Annotated in this window: 20 protein-coding genes; 12 read left to right on the forward strand and 8 right to left on the reverse strand. The window is 40.5% G+C overall.

From position 1 onward, the window contains the following. Window positions 1-119 precede the first annotated feature (119 nt). The 8 genes from FLL45_RS04355 (at window position 120) to FLL45_RS04390 (ending at window position 6595) form a co-directional block, all read left to right on the forward strand. On the forward strand, window positions 120-686 hold the full coding sequence (locus FLL45_RS04355; RefSeq protein WP_142888545.1) for a hypothetical protein: 567 nt from the start codon (window positions 120-122) through the stop codon (window positions 684-686). Window positions 687-879: 193 nt separating this feature from the next. Next, entirely contained in the window at window positions 880-1287 is a 408-nt protein-coding gene (locus tag FLL45_RS04360; protein WP_185964323.1) for a hypothetical protein, read from the forward strand. 183 nt (window positions 1288-1470) lie between these two features. Beyond that, window positions 1471-1755: a GNAT family N-acetyltransferase gene (locus tag FLL45_RS04365; RefSeq protein WP_142888547.1), complete on the forward strand. Its 285-nt coding sequence runs from the start codon at window positions 1471-1473 to the stop codon at window positions 1753-1755. Between the two features lie 465 nt (window positions 1756-2220). Further along, a complete protein-coding gene (locus tag FLL45_RS04370) occupies window positions 2221-3111 on the forward strand; it encodes a hypothetical protein (protein ID WP_142888548.1) in 891 nt (296 codons plus the stop codon). A gap of 308 nt (window positions 3112-3419) precedes the next feature. Next, window positions 3420-3701 carry a hypothetical protein gene (locus FLL45_RS04375; protein WP_142888549.1) on the forward strand — a complete coding sequence of 94 codons (282 nt, stop codon included), beginning with the start codon at window positions 3420-3422 and terminating at the stop codon, window positions 3699-3701. Between the two features lie 337 nt (window positions 3702-4038). Further along, the gene (locus FLL45_RS04380; RefSeq protein WP_185964324.1) at window positions 4039-4800 is read left to right on the forward strand and encodes a DUF3667 domain-containing protein; all 762 of its coding nucleotides are present in this window, start codon (window positions 4039-4041) and stop codon (window positions 4798-4800) included. A 169-nt stretch (window positions 4801-4969) separates the two neighbouring features. Next, the gene (locus FLL45_RS04385) at window positions 4970-5758 is read left to right on the forward strand and encodes a DUF3667 domain-containing protein (protein ID WP_142888551.1); all 789 of its coding nucleotides are present in this window, start codon (window positions 4970-4972) and stop codon (window positions 5756-5758) included. A gap of 27 nt (window positions 5759-5785) precedes the next feature. Further along, window positions 5786-6595: a hypothetical protein gene (locus tag FLL45_RS04390; protein ID WP_142888552.1), complete on the forward strand. Its 810-nt coding sequence runs from the start codon at window positions 5786-5788 to the stop codon at window positions 6593-6595. Between the two features lie 117 nt (window positions 6596-6712). Here the strand turns inward: FLL45_RS04390 and FLL45_RS04395 are convergent, their stop codons facing one another. Continuing rightward, the gene (locus FLL45_RS04395; RefSeq protein ID WP_185964325.1) at window positions 6713-7006 is read right to left on the reverse strand and encodes a CPBP family intramembrane glutamic endopeptidase; all 294 of its coding nucleotides are present in this window, start codon (window positions 7004-7006) and stop codon (window positions 6713-6715) included. Then, on the reverse strand, window positions 6913-7617 hold the full coding sequence (locus FLL45_RS04400; protein WP_142888554.1) for an NAD(P)(+) transhydrogenase (Re/Si-specific) subunit beta: 705 nt from the start codon (window positions 7615-7617) through the stop codon (window positions 6913-6915). The genes FLL45_RS04395 and FLL45_RS04400 overlap by 94 nt, the downstream gene beginning before the upstream one ends. Window positions 7618-7902: 285 nt before the next feature. Between FLL45_RS04400 and FLL45_RS04405 the strand changes: the two genes are divergently transcribed. Further along, window positions 7903-8619 carry a tetratricopeptide repeat protein gene (locus tag FLL45_RS04405; RefSeq protein ID WP_185964326.1) on the forward strand — a complete coding sequence of 239 codons (717 nt, stop codon included), beginning with the start codon at window positions 7903-7905 and terminating at the stop codon, window positions 8617-8619. A gap of 83 nt (window positions 8620-8702) precedes the next feature. Here the strand turns inward: FLL45_RS04405 and FLL45_RS04410 are convergent, their stop codons facing one another. Beyond that, entirely contained in the window at window positions 8703-9407 is a 705-nt protein-coding gene (locus FLL45_RS04410; protein ID WP_142888556.1) for a YopT-type cysteine protease domain-containing protein, read from the reverse strand. A 293-nt stretch (window positions 9408-9700) separates the two neighbouring features. Here FLL45_RS04410 and FLL45_RS22720 point away from each other — a divergent pair, with 293 nt between their 5' ends. Beyond that, window positions 9701-9865 (forward strand): hypothetical protein, encoded by a 165-nt coding sequence (locus tag FLL45_RS22720; protein WP_185964327.1) that lies wholly within the window; start codon window positions 9701-9703, stop codon window positions 9863-9865. A 279-nt stretch (window positions 9866-10144) separates the two neighbouring features. Here the strand turns inward: FLL45_RS22720 and FLL45_RS04420 are convergent, their stop codons facing one another. Genes FLL45_RS04420 through FLL45_RS04430 form a run of 3 tightly spaced genes read right to left on the reverse strand, consistent with a single transcriptional unit; the run spans window position 10145 to window position 13206 of the window. Then, a complete protein-coding gene (locus FLL45_RS04420) occupies window positions 10145-10474 on the reverse strand; it encodes a YdbL family probable chaperone protein (RefSeq protein WP_142888557.1) in 330 nt (109 codons plus the stop codon). A gap of 8 nt (window positions 10475-10482) precedes the next feature. Further along, a complete protein-coding gene (locus FLL45_RS04425; RefSeq protein WP_142888558.1) occupies window positions 10483-10662 on the reverse strand; it encodes a YnbE family lipoprotein in 180 nt (59 codons plus the stop codon). A gap of 30 nt (window positions 10663-10692) precedes the next feature. Next, window positions 10693-13206, reverse strand: a complete 2514-nt coding sequence (locus FLL45_RS04430) for an intermembrane phospholipid transport protein YdbH family protein (RefSeq protein WP_142888559.1) — start codon at window positions 13204-13206, stop codon at window positions 10693-10695. Between the two features lie 212 nt (window positions 13207-13418). Between FLL45_RS04430 and FLL45_RS04435 the strand changes: the two genes are divergently transcribed. Further along, window positions 13419-13784, forward strand: coding sequence for a cupin domain-containing protein (locus tag FLL45_RS04435; RefSeq protein WP_142888560.1), 366 nt, complete (start codon window positions 13419-13421; stop codon window positions 13782-13784). Between the two features lie 155 nt (window positions 13785-13939). Here the strand turns inward: FLL45_RS04435 and FLL45_RS04440 are convergent, their stop codons facing one another. Next, on the reverse strand, window positions 13940-15544 hold the full coding sequence (locus tag FLL45_RS04440) for a bifunctional AfsR/SARP family transcriptional regulator/alpha/beta hydrolase (protein WP_142888561.1): 1605 nt from the start codon (window positions 15542-15544) through the stop codon (window positions 13940-13942). 295 nt (window positions 15545-15839) lie between these two features. Here FLL45_RS04440 and FLL45_RS04445 point away from each other — a divergent pair, with 295 nt between their 5' ends. After that, window positions 15840-16769, forward strand: a complete 930-nt coding sequence (locus FLL45_RS04445; protein ID WP_142888562.1) for a hypothetical protein — start codon at window positions 15840-15842, stop codon at window positions 16767-16769. Window positions 16770-16973: 204 nt separating this feature from the next. Here FLL45_RS04445 and FLL45_RS04450 read toward each other — a convergent pair whose 3' ends face one another. After that, a complete protein-coding gene (locus tag FLL45_RS04450; protein WP_142888563.1) occupies window positions 16974-17258 on the reverse strand; it encodes a nucleoside triphosphate pyrophosphohydrolase family protein in 285 nt (94 codons plus the stop codon). Window positions 17259-17264: the final 6 nt, after the last annotated feature.

A 17264-nucleotide genomic window follows, 5' to 3' on the forward strand; every position in this document is an offset into this window, starting at 1 on the left:
GCGAAAGAAGCATCAACATCACTCAGAGATTGACGATTGATAGCCTAAGTGATAGTCGATATAGTGACTGTCTGTATTTATGAGCCAGCAGCAATAATGATTTGAGAAGGGGGGGTGATATGTTGCAAGCAATTCAATCACGAATAAATGGACGGATCGTTTTGGTCCTGTTTGTTCTGACCAATGCAGTTTATCTTACTATGTTGACTTACAGCATCCCTGAGTTGATGAATGGTACTGATGGTTTGCCTATTTTTGACATGTCTCCATCCGGTTATAGTTATCAACAAGCGCTAGCGATTCTGAGTAGTCTCGGTGAAGAGGGTAGAAAATTTTACCTGTCAACGCAGCTCGTTTTAGATTTATTTTATCCCTTGCTGTTTGGGCTTTGTTATTCTTCGTTGCTTCTGTGGTTGATTAAACTCATTGATCTAAAAGGACGAGCGTGGCATGTTCTGTCTGTAGTACCATTTTTGGCCTGCGTTAGCGATTACGCAGAGAATGTTGGTATCTGGTTGATGCTTAGTCGCTACCCGGACTTATCGGAAGAACTAGTCACAATCAGTAGTGCGTTGACGGTGACTAAAAGTACTTTAACAATGGTGTACTTCATGGGGCTATTGGTTGTTCTAATTCTGGTTGCGGTTCATTACTACAAAGTCCGAATGGCCGAGGCGGTAGACTAACAAGGCTATCAAATTGACGTCTTTTTAGTCACTCGACTCTGTGCTTGAGCAGTACAGAAATTAAATCCAGACAGGTACTAAAATCCAGACAGGCACTATTAAGTGATTCAGATTTTGGTGATTGATAACGAAAGTAATTGTCGATAAAGTGACTGTCATTAATTTTTCGTGAGAGTATTCGGTATTCAAATTGATGAAAAGTGAAAATATGACGGTTAGCGAGCGAGAGCAGGTTAAGCTGCTAGCTGAATGCTTATTCGAGATGATTTCTCAAATGGGCTCCGAGTGGGATCAAGCTTATTGTTGGTTCTCAAGCCCTAATCGGGATAGGGGAAGTTCCCAATGCACTTTCAAACATAAAGAAAGTATAGAGTTTATATATTTTGAAGGGGTGAATAAATATTCATCTGCTATGCAAAAGCAGATGTTTGCATTGGTTGACGGAATAGAAGAAAGCAACAATAGTAGGCCTCTCGCGACACTAATAGAGATACAGCGAAGTGGTGATTATAAAATGTTTTTTGATTACGACAATCCTATTGCTCTTGACGTTAGCCCTGTTAAAGTTGGAACTGAAAACTCTTACTTTAGAAATGTGTGAACTTGGAATGCTAATGTTTCTTGGCACGAACCGTGTAGTCGCCGATGCCACCTAAGTCAGCTCGTCTTAAATAACTCCAACCAGGCTCCATATAGCTGATTTATTCACATTAGATGACAGGTCATAGAACAAAGAAACATTATTTATGTATGTATGTATGCTTAAAGCTGGTAGACCTCACAAATGCTAAAACCTGAAATATTAGTCAATACGCCAAGACTTCAGATGCGCGAATTCTGTGCCCAGGATGCTGAGGAAGTGCTCGAGTTTAGTTCGGATGAAAGTATGCTTAAGTTCATTCCAGGAGATCACAAGGTAAAATCTAAAAAAGAAGCCCTGTTCGTGATAGAGAACATATGGCTTAAAGAATACGAGCAGTATGGCTATGCTCGTTATGCATTAATTCATAAAGATGATAATAAAATAATTGGATTCTGTGGATTTAAATATGAACCTGCAAATAATTAAAGACAGGCACTATTAAGTGATTTCTTACAACCACCTTAGCTTATATCTCACATATACCAATTAAACTAGTGATATTAGCTACTGATATTGCAGGTTACTCATGGAATTCTGGATGTCTGTATCGGTTGGTCTGTATCTGTTTGTTTTGCCGAAAAATAGGGGAAGACAAGCATTAATAGTGGTGGAATATTTAAAGGAAACCGCCGCAATAAACCTCCGATAGTACCACCTGTCCTGGGTAGTGCCGGTCACAATGCTGGTTAAAGCAACTAATGCAAGATTGTCCATTAAAAGCAGCCACCGTCAAAAATTCTTAAAAAAAACCAAAATACAACGATTCTTCAAACGCTCATATACACGGTGACCCTATAGGATAACTGAGTCAGCTAGAAAGGATAATCAAAAGGAAGGTTAAACGCGAAGGCGTTTAATCATAATGCAATTAATGAAGATTAGGAGGTCTATATGCTTTCTCAAGAACAATTTATAAATCAATTATTTGAATTAAGAGCTCAGTATCGAACCGACAACGCTTGGGTCGGTAGTTGGGATGAAAGTTGGAATGATGATGAGGTCTTGGCTAAATTCATCCGCTGTGCATTTAATTTGTATGAAGCCACAGCGAGGAACAACTTGAAGCTTACCTTGTTGGGAGGAACTGAAATTCGTTTGGATGACCAGTACATTCGAAACTTCGGAGTCACAGGGGTGAATGGAATACAGGATGAGTCGACTCGGATTCATATCAGAAATGCAAGAGAGAGGTGGCTCAAAAATTATTTATATACAGGCAACAAGCCGCCTAAACCTTACGCCCCAGTCAATGGTACAGGCAGTATTCTGAGCGAAAAAAGCTGGACGCCAATTCTTAATGACGCGTTAATTATCGGCGCTATAACGGGTGGGCAAGATTTTGCTTTGGCGTTAACACCTGAGGAGCAAAATGCATGGAAATTAATGTTTCCGGAAGACCGCGATGATCCAAACACTGCTCGCCCACTTGGTGGAAAAATTAATCATTTGGTCGATCAGTTTGGACAAGGAAAGTCCAAATGGAAACGCTTTTTAAAAACTAGAAAGGACATGTTTATCGATCCCGGGTATCGAAATTTAAGAGTGTTTTCGCGAGAGTTGCTTGGTCTATACTTTGCTGGTTATGAGCCGGTTTTTACCTCTCAACAGCTTGGCTTTAGGCCCTCAAATAAGCCGAACCCTCTGGATTTTAAGATCTATCTCCACAAATTACGAAAGTTAGGTTTCCAAAATAGTGTTGCGAATAGGCGTGTTTTAATGCAAGAGATTTCTAAATTTTTATTTGATGATGCTCAAGCCTTGGGCCAGGATTGGACTGACTAGTGAAGCTAGCAAGTGCAAGGAGCTGACAGCTTTAAAACTGTCAGCTCTTAAATATCATACTTGGCTAAGGTTAAGTGTGTTTAAAATTACCGTAAGCTGAATGGCTCAACTCCACTATATCAATTCAAACAAGTGCCAATGAAATTAATACCCGTTAATGTTTGGCCTAGTAAAGAAGCGGAATCTAAAACAAAAAAGAGATTCGGTTTGCTCACAAAATATTGCGTATAGGACATACTGTCCAAGGAACCTTACAAAAAATATAGTGTCTATCAGCAAAACACAGAAAACAAAGGTAGAACACTAATATGAAAAAATTATTGCTCGTTGTATTTACAGTGGCTATTTCATCTGTTGCATTTTATGCGATTGCAGGCGATAAAAAATATTCAACTATCCAATCATGTACCGACTTGTTGCCAGAAGGGCATAAATTTACCATAACAATCAATGCCTCAGTTGATACGAATGAAAAAGAGCGAAAAATGACGGGCCAACTTAATATTAGTGATGAAGCAAAGTCGAATAATGCGGATTTAGACAGTAAGCTAGGACCCTTTAAAGCGTGTATTGTGAAGATTATTAAATAACCGTTCAATTAATTAACTCAACATTTTACAAAAGACTGATTCAAGCTGTTGTTTGCAATGAATCGATACGCTAGCAGCAAGCGCAAGAGAAAGAACAAGAATAAGAACAAGAATAAAAACAAGAACAAGAACAAGAACAAGAACAAGAACAAGAACAGCCCTTAGCGCTTTATGGACGAGTAGAGATCGGTGAAAAATCCGAGTTGAATCAGTCGATTACCCATCCAAATCGGAATATCAAGCCAAGTCGATGGAACTTGTCGCTTTCATTTTTGAAAAACGCTAAGATAGTCTTATTAAAATAATCATAAAACATTGTTTCTGGGATATTCTGCGCGTGGTAACAAGCTGTAAAAATTGTGGGAATACGCTAGCGGGTAAGTTTTGTAGCCATTGTGGCCAGAAAAACACCGTAGATCGAATCAACTTTAAATATCTTTCACAGCAGTTTACAACGGACGTTCTTCAGTTTGAACGCGGTTTCCTTTACACCATCGCTTCTTTATTTTATCGACCCGGACAGGTTATTAATGATTACATCAATGGGAAAAGAGCGCCTTACACCAAACCTTTTAGCTACCTTGTAGTCATCATTGCTATCTACATTTATTTATCAATTACTTTTGGTTTCGGAACGATCATGCAAGATCTTTTAACCGGTATTCAGAATGGACTAACCAATGAAGAAAGAGAGTCTCCGTCAACCATTGTGTCTGTTTTGAGCTGGTTTAACAGCCACTATATCGCATCGGTTCTGGTTTCGGTTCCCTTTTTTGCATTAGCGACACGATTAGCTTTTTATAAATCAGCGCTTAATCTTTATGAGCATTTCGTGCTCAATCTTTATCTGTCCTGTCAGCGCATGATCATTTACGCCATTTTGGGACCACTTTCACTGTTATGGAAAGGCTTTGAACCCATTCCTGTCGTATTTTCTTTGCTTTATACAATTTTCGCCTATTTTCAAATATTCAATCAGTTTTCATTGAAACGAAGAACGATTTCAATACTCGCGACTTATCTGATTTTTACCACATTAGCGTTATTATTGTTGGTAAGTATTACCGTGCTTCATATTGAATTTTTAGCAAGTGATTGATTCAAGGGTAGGGCTGACCGCTTGCTTGGTAAAAACGGGTAATTTTCTAGCAACATCGTCACGTTAGCGGAGTCAGAGACAAACTTATTCTCATTTTTTGTGATCATTCGACTGGATAATTGAACAACATGCTAGGGTTTCAAGTTTACTTTTCGATAAGAGAGTCATAATGTCTAAAGATAACTATCATGGTCAGCGATGCCTTAATTGCGGATCGCAATTAACCGGACCTTACTGTTCAGAGTGTGGTCAAAAGCATATTGCGGGCAATTTAACTAGCAGATATTTTATTGATGCTTTTTTAGAAGCGATTACCAACACGGATTCTCGGGCATTTCGAACCTTAAAAGACTTGATTTTATATCCAGGCTACGTTGCAAAACGCTATGTCACAGGAAGTCGTCAGTATTATGTAAACCCCTTAAGGCTTTGTTTTCTCATAATTGGTGCTTATTTGGCCATTCTTGCTTTAAATGGATGGATTTCGCCTGTGGTAGATAGTAGCTTGGCGCAACAAAACATGGCTGATAAAGAATCTAGCGTATTTAGTGTTAAATTTTATAAGGTTTGGTATGACTTGTATTCAAACCACCGGCTATTCATTTACTTGGGCGCAATGCCGGTTGCTGCCATTGCGATTCGATATGCGTTTTACCAGTCAGGCTACAACTATATCGCGACATTAACCATGCTACTTTATGCTGGGTCGCTTTATAGTTTGTATGGTATTTTGGTCGTTGTTACATTTCTAATTTTTAATGTTGATTTTTTCTCAATGAGTAGAAAGATGATCGAGATTATTATCGGTTTGATTGTTTATTATCAATCGGTAAAATTATTCTATAGTTTCGGATGGATAAAAAGCCTATTTTCTACTTTGTGGATATTTATTTTGCTGACTGTTGCTGCATATTTGGTCACGTTTGCAGCAAGTGGATTAATTGCCAATTGGCATTAAGGGTATTTTAAACGTTAGGTTATGAAGATGGTGCTGGTTAGAGTAGTTATATTATTAACAATACTATTTGTTTCGTTAAATTGTGGTTTAAAACTAAAAGCTGAGACTCCCTTAGATCTTGATGTTTCAGTCAGAAACACAACGATTTCTGAGCAGGATATATTCTTGTTTCTTGAAGGACATCTTTACCCTCATAAATTTCGAATTTCTGCCCATGTTCCCTTTCAGTACGAACAACTTAAGGGAGATTACACTTATTATGAATTACAAAAATTCACATTTTCCTCAAGAACAAACCAATGGACTAAAATTGACGCTAAAACCTATCATCAGAACGCTTCAATCACGAAAGCGAATAAAAATGTTATAGCGATCGTTAAGCCTGGATTAAATAAAGTGGTATATACCTATAAAGGCGATTATCAACAACCTTACCAATTAACGGCTAAAAAAATCTACAATGCAGAAGGTAAGGTGGTTACCAATGTTGACTATCATTTTGACGCAAACAACCATACTTTGACAATAATTGAAAAAAACAATAAGAATAAGGTGAACAAAAAAATTACTAATCAGTACAACAGTGACAAATTAGTACTCTCGACAGAGGAAGTCTATCCAAAAACCGAAAGAGTTATTAATGTTCAATATGATTACAATGATAAAGGTTTGGTAAGCAAAGTTATTATCGATGCTAACATTGAGGGAGTAGAACCTACGACTCGAAATATTCATTATGTTTTTAATGAAAATGATGATTGGATATCCGCTACAGTATTAACACAGCAAGGACCGAAATCAGTGAATCAGTTTAAAGTAAAAAGGGTACTCAGGTAGCTTTGAATAATTCAAAGTCTTGATTAAAAGATGAGTGTAAGTAACACAGACTAAAAAGCTGGTCACAGTGTCAACTTTCAGCTTAATCCGAGTGACGTCAAAGTAGAAACCGCTGATTTAAACATCATTCATAGAAAAAGGGTAAGTAAACAGCACTAGGTGTACGAGATTCAGTAAGGTATGAGACAGTATTGCCACTTCTATTCTTTGGGTTATTTGATAAGCTAAGCCATAACCAATGCCCGCCACAGTTGATGCGACAACGTAACCAATACCACCAGCAAAATGAACTAAGCCAAATAGCAATGATGCGACAATTAAGGGAATGGTTTTGTGCCACAAAGAATCTTTTTCGAAGAGGTAATACAGTCGCTGTTGGATAAAACCTCTAAAAAAAGTTTCCTCAGCCAAACAGACTGAAATATTTGTAAGGTTAAAAAAAGGACCAGAAACCGATAATCAAATAGATAGGTTAAATTTATCCCAATGAGGTTGAAAGCATAGCCCCCACCCAAGACGAATATAATAGTCGCGGTCGTAACCATTAGCGCACGCGATAATGTGCGGTATCTGAGTCGATTACTAGAAGGAACAACGGCCAAAAAAAAGATTAATCCCCCCAATGTCTTATCAAAATTGAAGTAAGTTGTATAGGTAGTTGATTGACCTTTAACGAATTGCGTATCCACAAGTATTTGGTTCTCGAAGCCAGGGAGAATTCGAAATCCTAATCCTAAAAAAAGCGTACCAGCCAGAATACCGGCGATTATCCGCATAGACTTCGGGCCAGTAGCGTTAATCGCTAACGAAGCAATCAGCATTAGGGCTAAAAATGCGACTCCAGTAAATGAAACAAAACCGAGACCAAATAGAGCGATAAAAGTAGCTATCAGGAAAATAGACCAAATAGGTAATTTTGTACCACCGAATTGATAGTACCCAAAGTATTTTGAGATAGCAGTTAGAACAACCATGACGATTGCGACCAATACTGAAGACTCAATCTCGCTAGAAAATTGCACTCAATGAATTCCTTTTGATTTTTTGATGAGACTAATTGAAATTGTCATGAAAAACAACGTTAAGGTAAGGAGTCCTATTAGTTATTGATCGAGTGCTCGACGTTCAGGAAAGAGAATAAATTGAGCTGCAATATTTAGCTATCGATCGAACCCTTGATTTTGATTATAACTGCTGAATTAAATATACTAACTTCACTATCTGTCATTAAAGCGTGATTTAAAAAAGCGGTTAATATATGACGACATACCTATTGAAAAATAACCAATTACTTAATGGAAAATAGTATGGATAAGAATAATTGTGTAACGTCTTTGATACGCCAAGCAATAGACTTCTCCGGTAACGGAGAATATTCAAAAGCCATTAACTTACTCACACAGGCGATTTTAATTGAACCGGACAATGAACAAGCCTTTTTTGAAAGAGGAATGGCTTATCTTGAATTAAATAATGAGCCTGATGCTTTGGCGGATTTTGATCGCGCGTTACAGATAAACCCGGAATACAGTGGAGCAAGAGATTGGCGCTCTCGAACATTAAGCGCTCTTGGTAAATATGACGCGGCTGCCGACGAGAAGTTGAGAAATTTAAGAAAGAATCCGAACGGAAAATATGGAATGGGGGTGAGCCCTCAATCATGGGCTGATTGTGCAACTGCATTTATTGCGGCTGGAAAACACACTAAAGCTAGGGAATTGTTAGAAGAATATTTTTTAGACTACGTAACAAAAGTAGAATCCTATGCGAATTATGAAACTGCACCGATGAGAATTTTATCTAAGTTGTTAATTCAATCTGGAGCGTTTGAACGCGCTTCTGAATATGCGAAAACAGCGTACCACAGTCAACATCAAGTTCCGGCCGACATATTAGCATACGCACTAGCATTAGAGGCATCTGGAGATATCGATGGCGCGAAAAAACTGTCTGCTGAAGCCATGAAAATTAATGATCAAATGCCAGGAGCAAAGCAGTTATATCAAAGACTGAGCAAATATTAGGTCGAGAGTCAAATATAGGAATGTCCGAGTCAATGTTAATTGTATCTAACGCTTGTACAGTTGCTCACATAAGCACTTTATGACTAAAGTCGCATTTGAAATAAGCGCGCATGTTGTGGCTTGCCGTATCTGTCCCCAAGAGTTTGCAGCAAACGGGTCGCTGATGCTTTATCAGTGGCTTTAAACTCACCAAAGTTCGGATCGAAGATATGATAATCATGATTAAATACGCCACCTGATACATAGGCTGCGATTGCATGTTGACCATTTTGAGTTTGAAAAACGATAGCGTAACAATGTTTCTCGTTGAGACTATTCGCTAAATTACCCCATCCAACTTGTGCCGGCGCTCCGACATTAGTACATCCAAATCGAGAGAGTATCTGCCGGGGAATATTATCACCTCTATGTTCGAGCTCTGGCACTGTGTCTGATACTGCATCGATTAAGGGTTGTCTTTCTTGCCCTAAGCCTTGTTGCCCCATAATTTTGGCAACCATTAACATCTTTTCTAAACCGTCAGTGGCTTCCTTCATTCGGTTGAGCCTTGCATTTGAAACTCGTTGCTCTTTTCCTAATGCGTCAATAAGCGCCGGAGAGTAGAAATTTTGAAATCGCATTGGCGCAGATGTGGTGGGATTACTCCATGTATCTAAAGTATCACTTAATATCAAATGACACCATTTAGCACATAATGTGACGCATAAGCCTTCTAGGCCACCACCAACTAATCCGACAGCTGTACGGTAGTCTTTTTGTACAAATTTTTGAGAACAACTAAAAGTCATGATGATCTCCTTCTCATTCTGCTGACTTAGTTAAATTAAGATAGCATAGCTTGGAACTTATGTGAGTATAATCACTCTTCAATATCTCAATTAGTTAACAGGCGCGCGCCGAAACTATTAAATTCAGTTCAAGCCATCACTAGCGGCCATGCCACTCTCCGTTATTTTCATATCGATTTTAAACAACATTAACACGATAAACAGATTTAATACCGCCGGTATTATTAGCTAGTGAGATATTTGTTCTAATTGGTTATAATCCGTGTCATTCAAAATCTTAGGACAATTACAATATGAGCGAGTTAGGTTCGGACCCAAACACAAATGCAGAAGATGGTTCACCAAAGGCGAGTGGCAACAAAAAGGGTGCAGTATTTAAAGCGTTATTAATTGGATTTGGTGTTGGCGTGATGTTTATTGTAGCTGCGAAACTGGTTAATTTTGCGATTAATGTTTGATTTATACCGGAAGGAATCGGTAAAAATCGATATCGCCCTGGCATGACCAATTAACTGAAATGCAATCTAAATAACCCGTTTATTCTAGAATGACTATTAAATCCTTGTCCAAGTGAAGAGACTGTATAAAAAGGCAATTGATTTAGGTGGTCGTTGTAAAGGCAAGCCGGATCAGCGTGGCCCTCGATTCTCAGCTTATGTAAGAGACCTAGACAATAATAAATTAGTTTTTGCTACGTGAAATGTTTGTGATAAAAAAGGGAGCGTAAGCTCCCTTAGTCATTTTTTAATCCAGCGACCATTTTGGTTAATGTAATTCCCCGGTTTGGTTTTTTCGAAGAATGTTGCCGCGGCAATTTTCGCGACTTGATCGACAGAGATATTTTGCTTTTTGGCTAATGCCTGAAATTTCGCTTTACGTTTAGCATTAGCAGTCGCGACGAGCTCTTTTACATCGTCAGGTACTTGGTTGGTGACAAAACCAATATAACCGGTACTCATTTCACCAATTAATCCTTGAGCTTTGGCACTTGATAAATCTGCTGCAGCAACGGGAAGCGCAAGCATTAAAACTAAAAAGGCTGTAGTTAACTTTGTTAAAATTTTCATAGCGGCTCCTAAAATATTTCGTCGTCTTCAGCCAGGGCATCGATTTCTTTCTCGATTTTGACCCGGATCTCGTGCTTAATGTTCAAGTTAATCTCTAAGGGCTTATCCCCAAGATCTAACCTTACTGTCGGGTTGCAAGCGCTGAGCAAGCTCAGGCATAACAACACACCGATTAGTCGTCGCATCATCTAAATTCTCCTAGTCGTTATGCGCATTGTCTATGGATTCGGCTGAACGCAAACTGAATCTTTCTGTTGGTTTTGTAACTCTTGGACAAAATCTTCACCAAATAATAACAGATAGTACAAGTTCACGTTAGAGGTTGGTTGATAGCCAATGTTTAAAATCTGATCAGCTCTTGCACCCAAATCAGGATTCTTGCCTTCCAAGCGAAATACGATATCGAAACCACAAGGACCGCCGTGATTAATCTTTGCGTTCATTAACTGATAATGAAAATTCTGCAATGTGATATTGGCAAGCTCGCCAATGGTCTCTTGAGTAAGGGCAATTTTTTTCCCTTGTGGCAGATATGCAATTCGTCCTTGCTCGGCGGTTAATTGGCCTTCGCCAAAAGTTAACTGTCCGTTGGTCAAGGTAAACGGGATCGCACCAGACAGTAATCCAGAGATAATGAGCTCGGCCTTGCCAAGATAATCGCTCAGTTTACTTAAATCAATTTTCTCCAATGTTGCGGTACCTTGATTGGTGTCAATAGCTTGCCAACCGTCGCTACCGGCGACAGACAGTTTGCCGCCGAATAGCGCAGTATCCAAGTGGAGGTCTCGCCACTGTATCGATTCGTCCAACCGAATATCAGCTCGCAAACCGGTCAACTCGCCTTGCGGTTGTTGTTTTAATACGAGTTGCGCCGCTTTTAAGTGAGTTGTGATATCACGCCAGTCACCGTGCCATTGCAGCTGCCAGTTTGCCTGATTAAGGCCGTTATCGGCTAAGCGAATTTCTGCTATGTTTGCCTCTAGTTTGCCGTGGACCTGCGGTGCTTGCTCGAAAGAGCCGTCAATTTCAAAATGTCCATTCAAGGCTAATTGGTCTTGGGTTGCATCACCCGTGACACTAAAGCGCTGCCATAAGTGCTTTTGTGCGGGAAATAGGTTAGTTAAAACGCTTTGTGACGCTTTGAGTGAGAAGTTGGGCGTCGCTGTGCCTTGGTAACTTTGATTCACCCAATCGATAGAGCCCGCGGTTTGTATCTTACCTTGGAGCCAATCGCCATTATTGGGTTGCAGCAGTCTAATATCGTTAAATTGACTCTGCCAAGTACCACTGCTTTCATCGCCTTGGTATGTTAGTTGACTATTGTTGAGCTGGATCCGGTTAGTCTCATCGAAACTTAAAGTGCCTTGTTCGATGAATACTTTTGCGCTCGTGAGTACCGGTTTGCTCAAATCACTTTCCGGTGCCAAATTAAATGTAAGGTCGAGGTTGCTATCTTTTAACGGACCTAGATGAACACCTTGTAATTGGAATTTTTGCTCATTCGATGTAACAACTTGATAGCTTTCAAGAGTCTTTGAGAAGATTAAAGCGCCTTGATAGTCTAACGACTTAGTTTGCCAGTTGGTCAAGTTGGGATTGATAGTTAGCATGAGACGCTCAAGGTTCTCATCAAAATAGGTCTCAACATTGGTCAGTTTGGCATCAATATTGGCATTAAATTGATCGTTGAGCTGGCCTTGCAAGGACAAATTAATCCGATCGGCATCGCGTTTGAGTGCTATGTCGAGCAAGATATCTTGGTCAAACTGGGCTGCCTTATTGCGAGCATTAAACAAAAACGCCTGAGGTTTGAGAGGGCTGACCGCTTCCGTAGTGATGATTTCCCCGGTTAAATCGCCGGGGTTTAAATACCAAAGTTGGTCGCGATAACTGAGATTAATGCGACCATTCAACTTGCTTATTTTAAATAAGGGTAACTCTGCCCCCATACTTTGAGGACTCATGCTAATCGCAATCTGTGGCTTTAACTCGTTGAAGTCTTGTAAAGAGAGGTTGGCAATAATCGTTGCAGTAATCTCTCCTTGAGGTTGAGTTAGGGTTAAATTTAAATCGGGTAACAATCGTTTTATTAATGTATCAATTTCTTCGAGTTGGGCTTTTCCTGTTAAGTTAGCTTTGAGTGCTTTTTCAGGGGTGAGAGTTGCCGTTAACTTGCCCGTCATTGATTCGTCACTATCAATCTCAGCAAATAGTTGGTGGTTTGGCTTTTCCATTTCGATACGCCCGCTCAGAGTGACAGGCATGTTAGGAAAGGGGAGTGTGAAGTCGAATTGCTCGATAGTCAGAGTGGGAAGCTTTTCTGGTAAGGAGGCGACTTCTTGACTGTTTAGCGTATGATTGATTTGAGTTTGGCCGTTTTGTGTTTGACTGCTTCGCGCTTTGTTCGGCAGGGGGATTAACCAATCACCAGACACTGATTCCACCTCGATGGCTTTTATCGTTCGGGTTGTCCAATTGATGGTTAGTTGAGCTTGTTTTAAGTTTAACTGTCCGACACTTTGTTTGTTTGCAAGTAAGTCAATGGTAAGTGCGTTAATCGTTACACCCTCTGGGCTAGGGTACCCAATGGACATGTCATTGATGCGCCAGTTAGGCGAACTGACAATGCCATTAATCGCTGCTGGCAACCACCAAGGCAACAATAGATATATCGCTACTAGAACGAGTATGCAGAGAGCGAGAGTGCGAAATAGAATGGACTTAATGGTCATTTCCTTGTGAACTGATTACCAAGCTTAACCAAATGCGATTTTCAAATAGTTTGACCTTGAGTGATAGCAAAGGTTGCATAATTCTAGCTTCGAATCAAGCGGTGCCGATACTTGGTATGAAGCTCGGTGTAAAAACTGGCCAATGTTGATAAACTTTGAAATACTAGTTGAGCAAAACTTCTGAATCAATGTTAACTGGGAAAGGGGACTAAATGAATAAGATAAACATCGGCGAAAAATTTGCGTTGTTTAATGAAGAGTGGACGCCCAAGGTGATAGCCGAGTCAAACGGTCAACTGGTTAAACTCGCCAAAGGAAGCGGTGAACTCGTTTGGCATCACCATGAACACGAGGACGAATTGTTTTTGGTGTTTAAAGGACAGCTTACTTTGCAATTGAGAGACGGCGATATTGTACTCAATCCCGGCGAAATGTATGTGGTACCAAAAGGTGTAGAGCATTGCCCTAAAGCAGCCCGCGATACCCATTTTCTGATGGTCGAGCCTGCATCAACTGCACACACAGGTGATACTGCTAGCGATCAAACAGTGCCTTTTGAAGCGCAGGAGTGGATTTAGTTTTTCATGAAAAAGTCGACTGAGATGCAGTGAGGAACAGAGCGCCTTCAATGAACCAGCTAATAATAAGCCAGCCAATCAAATTATAATTAAATTGTTCTTAGGCAAAACTGACTGCAGATCTAGTCTAAATTCCCAAGTGACAAACGATCGGATTAAGGGCGAATAAACGCTTTAACCGCATCAATAAATACTTTTGAAGCTGGCTCTCGACCAAGCAGTAAATGACCATCACTTTCAAGGCCGACAAACTCCGCATTTGGAATGGTCGCCGCGATGTTTCTCCCGGTATCGACTGGAATTCTTAAATCACCGAGTGAATGAATAACTAAAGTGGGAACTGAGACTTTCGCCAACTGATGCCGTACATCGATATCGCCAAATACTGACAAAAACCTCACGGCATTTTCAGGCGACGTGGTTAGTCGCTGGAACTCATTAAACCAATCTAATTCTTCAGGGTTTGCACTCGGCATAAATGTGGAAGAAAATATTTGGCGATAAGCTGGATTATCCTGACCCCAACCGGTCTCCGTCAGTGTCATTATCGCTTCGCGTTGTTTGATGATGTCTTTCGTTGCACCGATTCGCCAACCTGCCGCATAGCCCCCAAACAAAATCAAATGGCTAACCCGTTGTGGATGGCGAATAGCATACTCGATAGAAACCGAGGCGCCTTGAGAGATACCGAGTAGCGCAAATTTTTCAACGTTGCAGGTATCGACGACTGTTTCTAAGTCAGTGACAAACGAATCAAATGAAATATCATCAACATTCCAATCAGAAAGCCCATTACCTCGTTCATCGTATCGTATAAAGTGATGGTCGAGTGCCAGTTCTCGAAATAGCGGACTCCAAACTGGCGCACTCCAGTCATGCTCCAAATGACTAAACCAGTTTGCCGCTTTAACGATTGGTAAACCTTTACCGATCGTCGCGTAAGCTATTCGAGCGCCGTCTTTCGCCGTACAAAACTGGATTTTTTGTCTTGAGAGTGGCTCTCGGCCAGCAATTGCATCTTCAGTAATATTTTGAGTTGCCTCAGACACATGACCCGATTCTGAATTGGCTTTAACAGAATCATGATGCCAATCGATACCCGCAGCTTGGAAACGTTTGGTAAATTCAAGTTTAAGCGCTTCAGCCTCGCTAGTGCGCCCGACTAATTCCATTTGAGTCAACAACTGATCAGTCGCCTTTCTGCTGAATGGTTTGAGTGCTTCCCATTGCTGGGTAAAGATTAGCCTATCCGTTAGAGCGATGTTGGGATCAGACGACAAGCGGGCGAGTATTTGGCAATGAAGCGTTTCAATATCCTTTCGTTCATTGTAAAGCCATTGTTGAAAAATATCTCGCTCTGGTAAATCAATACCATCGAGAAAAGGCTCCTTTAAATGCTTATTAATACTCAAGAGCTCATTCAAAGAGGTACTTGGATCGTTAACTTGTGCAATCGCGGTTCGAATATCGATTTCAATGTCGCTGGATTGCAGCGTAACGCGCTCTCGGTCGGCGACCAACCGTTCGCTATTCACACTATTGATCAAAGGTCTGATTTTGCTTAAAGACCAACATAGCGCACCTTTTGGATCATCAGGGCCATCCCAGAATATTTCGCAAAGCCGATCGCGGCGGTGCGGTCTAGCCGTGAGTAACAAGTAGGCAAATAAAGCTCGGGTTAGCTTTGATGGAGGCAAGTCTGCAGGTTGACCATCTCTCAGGATAGTCAGTTCACCAAAGGTTTTAATTGAGATATCCATAATACCTTTTTTCTAACGATTGAGGGTTGGCTGTCGCACTGCTCACGGAGCATCATTTTGAAGAATTCAACAAAATAGCTCCAACAATTAGGGTAATACCACGCTCGTTACAACGGTCGTTTCAACGTTGACAAGATAAGATTTAAAGCATCGGTGGGCATTAGTCTTTTATATTGAGCGAAAGTTCCCACTCAAAATGCCACTTTGATTCAATGCAAGTATAAAGTGATCAATGTAAGAAGACCATATTGAAATGGGCAATGCCATCAATCTAAAACGAATAAAGGAGAGTTTCATGTTATCCAAGGAGACTTTTGAAAGACAGCTTCAAAATTTAAGACTCTTTTATAAAAATGATAATAGTTGGGTTTATTGGCTCGACTGGGACAATGACGTTGCTTATAGGAAGCACATTGATTGCGCTTATAAGTTATACACCGTTGTCTCATCAAACCGTTTAAAACTCACGGTACTGGGTGGTACAGAGATCCGCAAAAACAAGGAACTTATTAGTGCGTTTGGTATCACAGCTGCGACGGGTGTCCAGGATGGCATAACATCACTCTATGGCGCATCTGCCGCGATGGACCGATACCAGCAAGTTAACCGACCGAACGATGAAGCTGCGAACCCTGACACAACTTATACTCCGGTTGATGGTGGAAGTATTCTCAGTGAGCGAGAGTGGACACCCATTATGAATGATTCGCTGATCATTGGCGCTGCTGCAGCAAAACAATACCTGGCATTAAGTTTGACTCCGCTGGAACAATTAAAATGGGATCGGATGAACGCACACAAGATTACTAAGTACAAGGTCGCTGCAAGTCAGTTTAAAGGTGGTGAGGAGCCTGTCAAAGAAGCTTGGCGGGAATTTTTTAATGAAAACCACAGCATGTTCTTTGGCGCAAATGGCATTCCTCGAGTATTTACTCGAGAACTACTCGGCTTGATTTCATTTGGATATAAAGCCGAAATTAGCTATCACCAAATAGGCTTTCGGCCGCCAGAAGTTTCTAAAGAGCCTAATTTTGGAACCTATGTTTCAACATTGCGAGATGTTTACTTTGAAGCTAATACACTTACCAGTAGAAAGCTGATAACGGTAAAGTTGTCGAAGTTCTTTTTTGGTTCTCCTGATAAATTAGCCAAGGTTGAAAATCCGCTTGCTAGTTATAAAACCCTTAAGGATGATCCGCTTGCACCTTATCGAACCCTTGGGTGATTGGTCATCAGTGTTTTCAGTTTTAATGAGGCATGACTAGCGAAAACGTTCGATTATTGTTGCCGTTTTCCTTGTAAGACATCAACAATCGGTTTTAACAAATTGGCATATCAAAGACGTGTTGTGTCCGAAGCTTGTCGGTTAAATGAGATTTTTTATTTTACAACCTAACGTTGCATTGATAGTGCTGCCATGCGCTTCAGGTTAAACTTTACGACCACGAGTGCCACGGGCTTCATTTGCGGCCATTTTATCAATAATACATTGCTCCAAATCTATTCCTTGCGACTGAGCTAAGTCGGCCACCCTCAAAACAATATCAGCCAGCTCGCTACCAAATTCAGGGGTTGGTTGGTCGCCACGACACTCATTAACAGCTTCTCCAACCTCTGAAGCAACCAAAGCGAGTGATTCTAGAACACTTTTGTTATGCCATCCCATGCGTTCAACCCAGCCATATTGTTTTTCGCAAAGTGTTTTAATGTTCATTTTCTT

It is taken from the genome of Aliikangiella marina (genome assembly GCF_007004765.1).
GTDB classification, from domain to species: domain Bacteria; phylum Pseudomonadota; class Gammaproteobacteria; order Enterobacterales; family Kangiellaceae; genus Aliikangiella; species Aliikangiella marina.

Coding starts and splice junctions, on each gene's coding strand:
- FLL45_RS04355 (WP_142888545.1), top strand. CDS start 120: ATGTTGCAAGCAATTCAATCACGAATAAATGGACGGATCGTTTTGGTC.
- FLL45_RS04360 (WP_185964323.1), top strand. CDS start 880: ATGAAAAGTGAAAATATGACGGTTAGCGAGCGAGAGCAGGTTAAGCTG.
- FLL45_RS04365 (WP_142888547.1), top strand. CDS start 1,471: ATGCTAAAACCTGAAATATTAGTCAATACGCCAAGACTTCAGATGCGC.
- FLL45_RS04370 (WP_142888548.1), top strand. CDS start 2,221: ATGCTTTCTCAAGAACAATTTATAAATCAATTATTTGAATTAAGAGCT.
- FLL45_RS04375 (WP_142888549.1), top strand. CDS start 3,420: ATGAAAAAATTATTGCTCGTTGTATTTACAGTGGCTATTTCATCTGTT.
- FLL45_RS04385 (WP_142888551.1), top strand. CDS start 4,970: ATGTCTAAAGATAACTATCATGGTCAGCGATGCCTTAATTGCGGATCG.
- FLL45_RS04390 (WP_142888552.1), top strand. CDS start 5,786: ATGGTGCTGGTTAGAGTAGTTATATTATTAACAATACTATTTGTTTCG.
- FLL45_RS04405 (WP_185964326.1), top strand. CDS start 7,903: ATGGATAAGAATAATTGTGTAACGTCTTTGATACGCCAAGCAATAGAC.
- FLL45_RS04410 (WP_142888556.1), bottom strand. CDS start 9,407: ATGACTTTTAGTTGTTCTCAAAAATTTGTACAAAAAGACTACCGTACA.
- FLL45_RS22720 (WP_185964327.1), top strand. CDS start 9,701: ATGAGCGAGTTAGGTTCGGACCCAAACACAAATGCAGAAGATGGTTCA.
- FLL45_RS04420 (WP_142888557.1), bottom strand. CDS start 10,474: ATGAAAATTTTAACAAAGTTAACTACAGCCTTTTTAGTTTTAATGCTT.
- FLL45_RS04425 (WP_142888558.1), bottom strand. CDS start 10,662: ATGATGCGACGACTAATCGGTGTGTTGTTATGCCTGAGCTTGCTCAGC.
- FLL45_RS04430 (WP_142888559.1), bottom strand. CDS start 13,206: ATGACCATTAAGTCCATTCTATTTCGCACTCTCGCTCTCTGCATACTC.
- FLL45_RS04435 (WP_142888560.1), top strand. CDS start 13,419: ATGAATAAGATAAACATCGGCGAAAAATTTGCGTTGTTTAATGAAGAG.
- FLL45_RS04440 (WP_142888561.1), bottom strand. CDS start 15,544: ATGGATATCTCAATTAAAACCTTTGGTGAACTGACTATCCTGAGAGAT.
- FLL45_RS04445 (WP_142888562.1), top strand. CDS start 15,840: ATGTTATCCAAGGAGACTTTTGAAAGACAGCTTCAAAATTTAAGACTC.
- FLL45_RS04450 (WP_142888563.1), bottom strand. CDS start 17,258: ATGAACATTAAAACACTTTGCGAAAAACAATATGGCTGGGTTGAACGC.